The following is an 11,391-nucleotide window of genomic DNA, read 5'->3' as shown; positions in this document are numbered from 1 at the left end:
CGGATAACACGGAGGAATTATGGTACATCAATATCAGCTCAATGGCTGCAACATCGTTTTGGACACCTGCTCCGGCGCGATCCACGCGGTGGACGAGGTGGCTTATGACGTGATTTCCTTGTATCGCGAAAAAAGCGCTGACGAAATCATTGCCCACCTTCTGGAAAAGTACAGCGGCCGCCCCGACGTCAATGAAGCGGAGCTACGCGCGTGTCTTGAGGATGTGGCGGAACTGGAGCGCAGCGGAAAGCTCTTCACTCCCGATACCTTTGCGCCGCTGGCCGATGCCTTTAAAGAGCGCAGCAACGGCGTGGTGAAGGCGCTGTGTCTGCATGTGGCCCACACCTGCAACCTCAATTGCGCCTATTGCTTTGCAAGTCAGGGGAAGTATCACGGAGACCGCGCCGTGATGAGCTTTGAGGTCGGAAAACGTGCGCTGGACTATCTGGTGGAGCATTCCGGCAGCCGCACAAATCTGGAGGTGGACTTTTTCGGCGGAGAGCCGTTGATGAACTGGGACGTTGTAAAGCAGCTGGTGATGTATGCCCGCAGCATCGAAAAGGACACCCACAAGAACTTCCGGTTTACCCTCACCACCAACGGGATGCTGATCGACGACGACGTGATCGATTTTTCCAATCGGGAGATGAGCAATGTCGTTTTATCTTTGGACGGACGCAAGGAAATCCACGACCGCTGCCGGGTGGATTACGCCGGCAACGGCAGCTGGGAGCGCATTGTCCCCAAGTTTCAAAAGCTGGTGCAGGCCAGAGGAAACAAAAACTACTATATGCGCGGCACCTTCACCCACGCAAATCCCGACTTTCTCAACGACATCCACGCCATGCTGGATTTGGGCTTTACCGAGCTGAGCATGGAGCCGGTCGTCTGCGCCCCAACCGATCCCGCCGCCCTGACGCAGGAAGACCTTCCCATCGTATTGGAGCAGTACGAGCAGCTTGCCAAGGAGATGCTGGAGCGGAAACAGGCCGGCCAGCCCTTTACTTTCTATCACTACATGCTCGACCTTACCGGCGGTCCCTGCATCTATAAGCGCATCTCCGGCTGCGGTTCCGGAACGGAGTACATGGCTGTGACGCCTTGGGGCGATTTGTACCCGTGCCACCAGTTTGTGGGTGATGAGCGGTTCCGTTTGGGAGATATTTGGAACGGCGTTGACAACACCGCCATTCAGGAGGAGTTCCGCAGCTGCAACGCCTATTCCAGACCCGAGTGCGCGGACTGCTGGGCCAAGCTGTACTGCTCCGGCGGATGCGCCGCCAACGCATACCACGCCACCGGGTCTCTCCGGGGTACCTACGCTTACGGCTGCGAGCTGTTCCGCAAGCGCATGGAGTGCTCCATTATGATTCAGGTGGCGGAAAAGCTGGGCAAATAACCAGAAAACCGGGAGGCACACAGTATGGAAACCCCCATCGCGGATTTTGTAAGCGCTTATCTGCAAAGCGGCGTCTCAAGACTTCACATGCCCGGGCACAAGGGCCGCGGGCCGCTGGGCTGCGAGCGCTTGGACATTACGGAAATTGCCGGAGCGGATGCGCTGTATCAGGCAGACGGCGTCATCGCCCAGAGTGAGCGCAATGCCGCGGCCCTGTTTGGCACCGCCGCCACCTTCTACTCCACGGAGGGTTCGTCTCAGTGCATTCGGGCGATGCTGTATCTCTCCATACTCCACGCCCCGTCCGGCGGGAAGCGCCCGGTGATCGTGGCCGCCCGAAATGCCCATCAGTCCTTTGTGCTGGCGGCCGCCCTGCTGGACGTGGAAATCGTCTGGCTCTGGCCGGAGGACGACGGCTTCTCCCTGTGCCGGTGCGGCATATCCCCCTTGCAGCTGGAGGGAATTCTCAAGCGTCTATCCCGTCCTCCCGCCGCAGTCTATCTCACCGCGCCGGACTATTTGGGCGGCGCGCCGGACATTGCGGCGCTGGCAGAAACCGCCCACCGGTTCGGTGCTCCTCTTTTAGTAGACGGGGCGCACGGTGCTTACCTCAAATTTCTGCCTCACAGCACCCACCCCATTGATCTAGGCGCTGATCTGTGCTGCGACTCCGCCCACAAGACGCTGCCGGTGTTGACCGGCGGGGCGTATCTTCATGTGAGCCGGCATGCTCCGGCGGATTTTATGGAAAATGGAAAACGCGCGTTGGCGCTGTTCGGCTCAACCAGCCCCTCCTATCTCATCCTGCAATCTCTGGATTTTGCAAACCGCCATCTGGCAGAGGATTACCCAAGCCGACTGACCGCCTGCGCGGCGCGGCTGGAGGTCCTTCGAGCCGCTCTGCGGGGCAACGGATGGATCGTTGCCAAAAGCGACCCCTTGAAGCTCACGCTTGCCGCCGCGGAAAGCGGTTGGGACGGGAAAGAGCTGGCCGCGCTGCTACGGCAGGGCAAGGTGGAGTGCGAGTACGCCGACCCGGATTTTGCCGTGCTGATGGCCACGCCGGAAAATACTGAGCAGGATTTCAACCGGATTTTATCCGCCCTCGGGCACAACCCCCGTCAAAAGCCGCTTTTGCGCCGCTGTCCGGTCCTTCTTCCCCCGGAAACGGTCTGCTCTCCCCGAAAAGCGGCCTTTGCCCCCAGCGAATCCGTTCCCGCTTCTCTGGCGGAAGGACGCATTTTAGCCGCGCCCACCGTCAGCTGTCCTCCCGCAGTTCCCGTTGTGGTGGGCGGCGAGCGCATTTCGCAGAGCGCGATAGAGGTGTTCGCTTACTACGGAATCTCCTCCGTACAGGTTGTCAGAGAGCGCTGAACGCGCCCTGTACTGCCCCGCCTTGCGCAGATCACCGCAGTCAAGTCGGCGGCAAAGGGGAACACGCACCTCTTTCCGATTTTTTTAAAGCGAACAGGCTTTGCCCCCTCCAACCGCCCATCCCCCATACCGTTTAACCCCATGTGCGCGCCCGCTTCCGGTTGTCCTCTGGTATATAAAAAATTCAGCGCCGACAGCCCGATGGACAAACTGTAACCAAAACGTCAAAACCACCCGATTCCATCTGGAATCGGGCGGTTTATTTTTGCCTCAAAATTTTAAAAACAGGGTTTTTCCTTACTTCCTGCTCTCTGCCACGGCAACCACGACAGACATGCTGGCATACAGAGCGGCGTTGCCGTCAGAGACAATTTTATTGAATAGTTGTTCCATGCGTCAAACCCTAAGGCTATGTCAGTCATATCTCTCACTATATTAGGATGGCCATGCTTCCGTTTAGGGTAAACAGTGCTTTCATTTACGCCCAATCTTTTTGCTGTGTAGTGGGCAGACCGGCTTTCTTCCTATGTCCATGCAAGGAAGAGCCGATCTACCAAATCGAAGTAAAATCCCCGTGCATAGCTTTTTCTTCCTATAAAGAAATCGTGCAAAAAAGATCGGGTTTCTTTCTTGCACTTCATATTATGACTTTGCGCCCCACGCCACTTTGCAAACTTCTCCTTGCCTTTTTACTGGAATGGAGATAAAATGTGCTGTATATTGGGCAGATTGCGGGCAGAACCGCAGACCCAAATTAGGATAGCCAACCATATAGAGGCGCCTATCTTCTTCCGGGCGATTGTTCTGGTTGGAACGCATAGATAAAATAATTTAGAGTATAAACTGATCCAATGTAGCTTAAGCGGGAAATAAATTTCAGGAAGGTATTTGCAGCGTGGATAATATATCAAAAAGTATTGGTGAAATGCTTAAAAGAGTAAGAAAAGAGCGGAAGCTTAGCCTTGATGCCGCGTCAAAACTTACAGGCGTATCAAAGGCTATGCTCGGTCAAATTGAAAGAGGAGAATCAGCTCCCACGGTTTTGACGCTCTGGAGAATTTCTTCCGGCCTAAAAATCACTCTATCATCTCTTATTTCGGAGCCTGACGAGAATAACGAGGTTGTAAATATCGCTGATATTAAACCGGTCCTTGAGGAAGAAAGCCATATGATGCTTTACAACGTCTTCCCATTTGACCCAATATCCGGCTTTGACTATTATAAAATTGTCATTGAACCGCACACGAAGCATGAATCCATTCCCCACCTTAATGTTGGTATGGAATACATTGTTGTTACGCAGGGCACTCTGGAAATGACGGTCAACGGTGTTTCGCACTTGGTAAGAGCCGGACAGGCTTTCTCATTTAATGGAAACTCCACGCACTGCTATGCCAATCCTTCTGACGAGGAGCTTATATTCCATAATATTATGAAGTATAAGTGAGTTGCGCAGGCAGGAAACATAGATGAGCAGTAAGGCTCAGACGAAACAGCCGAGGTGAAGAATGTTTTTTGCGATAGCGTTGCCAACGAAACACCGGGAAGTATATTATGATAAGTTTCGTGAGCTATTCGGCCATGAGTTTGCAGACATTGATACCGAATATGTGTTCTATGACAGTTACAAGGAAGCTCCGGGCCTGTTGGATGGCAAGCAGAAGAAGTATGATGTGGTCGTTTTTGCCTGCGCCGAAGCATATCGCTTTACTACCAACCGCTTAAAGGCGGAGATTCCTTGGTTCTATGTGCCTGTAACGGATGCATCGCTATACCGTGGGCTCCTTCTGGCGCAGAGAACGGGTTGGGATCTTGGAAGGCTGAGCTTTGATACCTATGAGGAATCGGTACTGCGTGAAGTATATGACGAACTGAAATATCCCGAGAAGAAGCTTCACATAAAGTGCTATCTGGCAAATTCGTCCAACCCCGACCATGAACTTAACGTATATAATTTTCATCGCAATCATTACGCAGACGCCGACGGTTGCTCCGGTTGTATAACGTCTCTTTCGGGTTGTGCCACGCTTATGGAAACTGCAAATGTCCCGCATATTCTGGCCCACCCGTCTTTGGATGAGATCAGAGAGTGCGTCAGAAATGCAAAAGGGTGGATACTGTCGGCTATGGATACCGGGAGCAACATTGCTGTCGTATCGGTGGATATCGGTCTTCCACCCGATTACATAGTGATCGACGATTCAGATTTTGGCGCAAGCGCTACCAGACTTAAGGTCATGGAAATTATCTACCGGTATGCGGCGAATGTTTCCGGCGCTGTATTTGAGATCGGCTCAAGCGGGTACGTAATCGTTACAACGGCTGAAAGCATTAAAAAAACAAGTGACAATTTCAGGCATTGTGAGCTGTTGGACTGGCTCACCAGAGAATGTACCAATGTGATCTCAATAGGAATCGGAAGCAGTGTAAGCGCCAGCAATGCTGTGAGGCTCTCGAAATCAGCCTTGAGAAAGTGTATGGCGCTGGGTAAAAGCGGTTCCGTGGTCATGCTGGATGATAAGTCAATTTATACCATTGAAGCAAGAAAGACCTCCGAAGAGGGCAAATGCGGCATGATAAGCTACTGTGAGAAAGTTGCGGCCAAGACCAATATCGGAGTGGAAACCATTGCCAGAGTCATCACTACGTTGAGCAGAGAACACACGAAATGCTTTACCGCGAAATCTCTGGCGGATGCGCTTTCCATCAGCCGCAGGCGCGCCAGCAGACTTTTGGAGTGTCTGGAGATGGCGGGCTATGCGACCACTACCGGTAAGGAGTTCTGCGGCAAGAAGGGCAGGCCTTCCAGAATCGTGGAGATCCTCCTGAACGCATAGGCATTGCTTTTGCGCGACTTCAATATGTGAAAGCAATCCAGTTTGTACAATATAACTTACAAGCAAAAGCGCGGCATACTATTATTTTCGCAGGAGAATTTACTCCATATTATAAACATCACAAATGGTCAATGTCGGATGTATCTATCCGACATTGACTTTTTATTATAAATATTTTTAATATAAGCCCACTTTTAGTGCAAATTCTACAATTGTACTTGTAGAGGTTTTATTTATGGACACATTCTGGCTATATTTTAACCTCAAAATATGCGTTATAGTATATGAAAAGATATGTGCGTTATAACATATCTTACTGAGGGAAATTATTAAAAGATAGTGAATGAGGAGGAATTATCAGTGCTGGAAGTAATCTCAAATGTCAACTCAGCAGTCAATAACTTTGTATGGGGGCCTGTGGTTCTCGCTATGCTTCTTGGCATCGGCATTTACATGTCCATCAGATTAAACTTTTTTCAGTTCAGAAAAGCGAAAGAGATCCTAAACAATACCGTCTTTGCTTTTGCGAAGGGCGGTGACAAGGCGCAAGAGAGCAAGAACGTTTCTTCATTTGGAGCCATGGCGGCTGCGGTTGCATCGACTGTGGGCGTAGGCAGCATCGCTGGTGTTTCCACAGCGATCGTAACAGGCGGCCCGGGCGCGGTTTTTTGGATGTGGATATCCGCACTCTGCGGAATGATGACAAAGTACTCTGAGGTTTTGCTTGCTGTTTATTTCCGAAGAACTGATGAAAACGGTATTCATTACGGTGGACCGATGTACTATCTGGAGGATGGTGTTCACTGCAAACCGCTTGCTATATTTTTCTCGATTTGTGCGGGCCTTTGCTGCTTTGTCACAGGCAATATGACGCAAACGAACTCCATTTCCGTTTCTCTGCACGATGCAGTCGGTTTCCCGGTGTGGATAACAGGCCTTGTTGTCGCGATTCTTGCCGCAATGGTCATCTTTGGCGGCGTTAAAAGAATTGCCAGCGTTGCGGAGAAGCTTGTCCCCATTATGGCAATTTTCTACATTGTAGGCGCGCTGATTGTGGTTGCAATTAATATTAAGTATGTTCCCGGCGTGTTTGGTTCCATCTTCAAAGGGGCGTTCAATATGAAATCTGCCGGCGGCGGAATCATGGGCTACGGCATCATGCTGGCTATGCGCTATGGCGTCGCGAGAGGGCTCCTTTCCAATGAAGCGGGCCTTGGCTCGGCACCTATGCTTCATGCAACGGCAGATGTGGATAATCCGGTCAAGCAGGCCATGTGGGGCATCTTTGAGGTATTTATTACAACGATTGCCATTTGCACCATGACGTCGCTTGTCGTTTTGGCATCGGGCGCTATTGATTCCGGACTTAAGGGTGCTTCCTTGGCGGCAAAGGCGTTCAGCATGACTTACGGCTGGTTTGGCGGTGTGTTCGTTGCGCTTGCGATCGCCTTCTTCGCATTCTCCTCGCTGATTGGCTGGTGCTACTACGGCGAGTGCGCATGGGGTTATATTTTTAAGAAACACAAGAAGCTGGTCGCGACGATTGTGCGGCTCGTCTGGATCCCCGCGGCGTTTATTGGCTCCATTACGGAGATTGACCTTGTTTGGAGTCTTACCGACACCTTCAACGGACTTATGATCATTCCTAATGTAATTGCGTTAATTGCACTTTCAGGCGTTGTAATCAAGATTACAAAACTCTATGAACAGGATCACAACGCAACCAACATGGATGTGATTAAAGAAAATCTGAAAAACTTTAAAGATTGAGTTATTTTGTACGTTTTAGCGCATTGTACGAGTGTACAATAATTGTATCAAGAATATGTACGTTATAACAGTTGAATTTTGTACGTTATAGCGTACAATAGGAAATAGCACATAGTTGAATGACAAAGCGATTTTTAAAACTGAGAGGTGATTGACAATGGCAGTAACAGCGAGAGTCGAGAATATCCGACAGAAGTATGTGAACACCATGCCTCATATCTCATATGAGAGAGCATGGGCCTGGACAAAGTCATTTCAGAAAACGGAAGGGCAGCCACACATCCTCCGTACGGCGCAGGCATTCAAGGATACTCTTCATGAGCTTTCAGTCACTATTTGGGAAGGAGAACTTGTAGTTGGCACCAGCGGCGAGTATCGCAAGTGCGCAATCCTGACGCCTGAGTTCGGATGGCTCTGGATCAACGAAGAGATTGATACGTTCCCCCAGCGGGGTCAGGACCCATATGATGTGACTCCGGAGCAGACAAAGTTTATCAAGGAAAACATCTTCCCGTATTGGAAGGGAAAGTCCGTCGAGGAAGCGTTTCTCTCCCGGATTCCCGAGGACACCAGAATCATCGGGGTGGACACCGGCTTCCTTGATACGGACTCCAAATGGAGAAATGGCATAGGTGAGATCTCCGCAGACTATATCGACGAGCTCCTCCCGAAGGGCTACGGCGGGATCAGGGCCGAGGCCATTGAGCGTATGAGCGAGCTGGATGATACAAGTCCGGAAGATCGAAAGAAGATTGATTTCTATCGGTCCATGATCCTTGTCTGCGATGGTATGATTGATTTTGCCCACAGATATGCAGATAAGGCAAAGGAAATGGCCAAAGCCGAATCCGATCTCAAGAGAAAGGCTGAACTGCTTGAGATTGCAAAGATTTGCTCGACAGTGCCTGAGAATCCCCCGCAGACGTTCCGAGAGGCGATCCAGTTTGTGTGGTTTGTGCAGCTCGGCGGGATCATTGCGGAGAATCCGCTTGCATGGAATCCAGGGCGCTTTGATCAGTATATGTATCCCTATTATAAGGCTGATGTTGACGCCGGCAGAATCGACTACGACACAGCGCTGGAGCTTGTGCAGCTCCTTTGGCTCAAATATTCAGAGTGGGCGTGGACGATCTCCAAAAACACGGCAAGTTTCTTTGCTGGCTATACGAACTTCGAGAATCTGACTGTTGGCGGAACCAAGGTTGATGGCACGGACGCCACCAATACGATCTCCTACATGGCGATTCAGGCTACACGAGAGATTATGACGCATCAGCCTACGCTGAGCTGCCGTATCCATCCCGATTGTCCGCCTGAGTTTATGGAGGCAGTCACAGAGCTTGTGTCCACGGGCTGTGGTTTCCCGGCAATCCACGGCGACAAAACAGGCTATCAAATGCTTTCCAACTTGGGTTATGATCCAAAGGATGCAAGAGATTGGAACAACTGTGGATGCGTGGTTCCTCATTCCAGAAAGACCTTTGAGTGGACGTCGGCCTGTTCCATCAACTTTGCTGCTGCGTTGGAGTTTGCACTGAATGAAGGAAAGAGCAGGCTGACGGGCAAGCAGGTCGCAGTTCCCGAGAAGGACCCTAAGACTTTTCAGTCCTACGACGAAATTGTCGAGGCGTGGAAGAAGCAGTTTAAGAATCTTGTGAAACACGGCGTTATCAGCCTTGTTACCGCGCAGGAGATCCACAAGGAAATCGGTCATCGACCTTTCATGTCGGCTTGCAATGAGTATTGCTTGAAGAACGGCGCTGATCTTGTTGACGGCGGGGCGAAGTACAACATTGGGCCTGTATTCACGGGCGTTGGCCTCTCAGTAACCGCGAACTCCTTCGCGGTGATTAAAAAGCTTGTTTACGAGGACAAGGTCACGACCATTCCAGAGCTTATTGATGCGCTGAACGCCAACTGGGAGGGTTACGAGGAGCTCAGAGAAAAGTGCGTAGCTTGCCCGAAATACGGCAATGATGATGACTATGTGGATACGATTGCAAGAGACCTTGCAAGCTTCTATCACGATGAAGTCGTTCAGTACAAGGACATTTACGGCTCTCATTTTGTGACGGCATTCATGGGTATTTCCAACTACCTGCCCACAGGCAAGGTTCTTGGTGCAACCCCTGAGGGAAGACACGCGAAGGAGCCCATCAACGAGGGCGTGTCCCCTGTAACGGGCACGGATACCTCCACTTGCCTTGCGGCATTGAGAAGTGCTGCCAAGATGAATCATGATCTGCACAGCGGCGGAACGCTGCTGAACCTGAGACTGAATCATGATCTGGTCGCTACAAAGAGAGGCCGCGCAAATCTTGGGGCAATGCTCCAGAGCTATTTCACTCTCGGCGGTTTCCATGTGCAGTTTAATACGGTTTCCAATGAAGTTCTGAAGGATGCACAGAAAAATCCTGACAAGTACAGAAGCCTTCTTGTCCGCGTTGCGGGATACAGCGCACAGTTCACCAACCTCTCCACGGAAATGCAGAATTCCATCATGGCAAGAAATGCTCACGAGGATTTCTAATACCTGAAGGAACCGAGAAATTGATGTAACAAAACGAAAAGTGGAGGGGGGTAACGATCCCTCTTCCACTTTTCCGTAAGGTATTTTTATACAGTCAGAGAACATGGCGTTGTGTGCGTGAAGCTATTTTGAGGTGAACGATGGGCGTTAAAGGTTATATTATGCAGCTGCAGCCGTTTTCCGTCAATGACGGAGATGGCATCCGAACCACGATCTTTATGGCGGGATGTCCCCTTCGCTGTAAATGGTGTTCAAATCCGGAGGGGTTTGCGAAAAATCCCCTTGTCGGGTGGTATCAAAGGAAATGCATAGGCTGCGGAGCATGTACGGAAGCGTGTCCGCAGGGTATCGGCATAAACATGAATCTCGAAAGGGAAAAATGCATTGCCTGCGGGAAATGTGTTGATGTCTGCCCGAAAAAAGCAAGGACCAGAATGGTTAGCCTTATGGATGCGGATGATGTATTAAAGCAAATTCATAAACATTCTATTTTTTATCAATTTTCCAAAGGCGGAATCAGCTTTTCGGGCGGAGAGTGTACAAGCCAGCCTGCGTTTCTCGACTATCTGACCGAGCAGATATACGACATGGGATATTCCATGGATATGGAAACCTGCGGACACTTTGAATTTGAAAAGGTGCGCAAAGCCTTGGCGCGCATGGACCTCATTTTCATGGATTTGAAACATATGGACGATGAAAAACATCGGTTTTTTACCGGTGTGTCCAATAAACAGACGCTTCAGAATATTAAGCATCTGAATGAGATCCCCGCCGATGTAGTCATCCGTATTCCGACTATCGGAGGTGTCAACAGCGACGAGGAAAACATAAGAAGCTCGGCGGCATACGTCCATGCCAATCTTCCCAAGGCAAAAATGGAGTTGCTTCCATACCATAAATTTGGCACCATCAAATACGAAGCACTGGGTATTCCCTATGAGCACGATGAGTTTTATCGTCCTTCAAAGGAGGAAATCGCACAGCTTAAAGAAATTATCCAGTCAGAAGGCGTCGAGATAGCTGACTTCACCTGATAAAATACCGAATGAAGAAGTAAAGGCAGGACAATCAATTGTGTTCGCGAGGACAAGCATCCCGATGTTGGAGTGTGCGCAGACGATATTGAAAGAGAACTGATCAACCACCGTTGCGAACTAATCCACAAATAAACAATCGCTATAAGTAGTATTTCAAGGCAACATACGCAGTTTCCGGTGGCCGCCCTTGATACTAAACCCAATCGTGTAGCACCGACATAACAGAAGTTATTATCGGAAAAAGCTTATTGCTGTAAGCCAGCATGGACTTTTATTTGATAATAATGATTTCGTCAAAGGAACGTGAAGATTATGCTAAACATTATCTCTACAAACAACGCGCCGTCGGCCATCGGGCCGTATTCTCAGGCAATTTCCGTCAACGGGTTCCTCTTTGCCTCCGGTCAGGTGGCCCTGACGCCGGGAACCGGCGAGGTCGCC

The 11,391-nt window shown here is 50.3% G+C and carries 8 protein-coding genes; all 8 read left to right on the top strand.

The annotated features are described in order from the left end of the window. Positions 1-19 precede the first annotated feature (19 nt). Entirely contained in the window at positions 20-1,399 is a 1,380-nt protein-coding gene (scfB, locus tag ON16_RS00535; protein WP_040658546.1) for a thioether cross-link-forming SCIFF peptide maturase, read from the top strand. Between the two features lie 24 nt (positions 1,400-1,423). Further along, on the top strand, positions 1,424-2,773 hold the full coding sequence (locus ON16_RS00530; protein ID WP_040658545.1) for an aminotransferase class I/II-fold pyridoxal phosphate-dependent enzyme: 1,350 nt from the start codon (positions 1,424-1,426) through the stop codon (positions 2,771-2,773). Between the two features lie 895 nt (positions 2,774-3,668). Beyond that, positions 3,669-4,220 (top strand): helix-turn-helix domain-containing protein, encoded by a 552-nt coding sequence (locus tag ON16_RS00525; RefSeq protein ID WP_040658544.1) that lies wholly within the window; start codon positions 3,669-3,671, stop codon positions 4,218-4,220. Positions 4,221-4,281: 61 nt separating this feature from the next. Beyond that, entirely contained in the window at positions 4,282-5,610 is a 1,329-nt protein-coding gene (locus tag ON16_RS00520) for a hypothetical protein (protein ID WP_040658542.1), read from the top strand. Positions 5,611-5,970: 360 nt separating this feature from the next. Beyond that, positions 5,971-7,380, top strand: a complete 1,410-nt coding sequence (locus ON16_RS00515; RefSeq protein ID WP_040658541.1) for an alanine/glycine:cation symporter family protein — start codon at positions 5,971-5,973, stop codon at positions 7,378-7,380. A 157-nt stretch (positions 7,381-7,537) separates the two neighbouring features. Continuing rightward, positions 7,538-9,910, top strand: a complete 2,373-nt coding sequence (locus ON16_RS00510) for a glycyl radical protein (protein WP_040658539.1) — start codon at positions 7,538-7,540, stop codon at positions 9,908-9,910. Positions 9,911-10,050: 140 nt separating this feature from the next. Then, positions 10,051-10,947 (top strand): glycyl-radical enzyme activating protein, encoded by an 897-nt coding sequence (locus ON16_RS00505; protein ID WP_040658538.1) that lies wholly within the window; start codon positions 10,051-10,053, stop codon positions 10,945-10,947. Between the two features lie 315 nt (positions 10,948-11,262). Further along, on the top strand, positions 11,263-11,391 hold a 129-nt coding region (locus tag ON16_RS00500), incomplete at its 3' end, for a Rid family hydrolase (RefSeq protein ID WP_040658536.1).

This window comes from Oscillibacter ruminantium GH1, assembly GCF_000307265.1.
Lineage (GTDB): Bacteria > Bacillota > Clostridia > Oscillospirales > Oscillospiraceae > Oscillibacter > Oscillibacter ruminantium.
The sequence above is the reverse complement of the archived record's forward strand: the minus strand, read 5'-3'. Positions and strand labels throughout refer to the sequence as shown.

What these genes read in the sequence shown, in the direction of transcription:
- scfB (WP_040658546.1), top strand. Translation starts at nt 20, where the DNA reads ATGGTACATCAATATCAGCTCAATGGCTGCAACATCGTTTTGGACACC.
- ON16_RS00505 (WP_040658538.1), top strand. Translation starts at nt 10,051, where the DNA reads ATGGGCGTTAAAGGTTATATTATGCAGCTGCAGCCGTTTTCCGTCAAT.
- ON16_RS00530 (WP_040658545.1), top strand. Translation starts at nt 1,424, where the DNA reads ATGGAAACCCCCATCGCGGATTTTGTAAGCGCTTATCTGCAAAGCGGC.
- ON16_RS00520 (WP_040658542.1), top strand. Translation starts at nt 4,282, where the DNA reads ATGTTTTTTGCGATAGCGTTGCCAACGAAACACCGGGAAGTATATTAT.
- ON16_RS00510 (WP_040658539.1), top strand. Translation starts at nt 7,538, where the DNA reads ATGGCAGTAACAGCGAGAGTCGAGAATATCCGACAGAAGTATGTGAAC.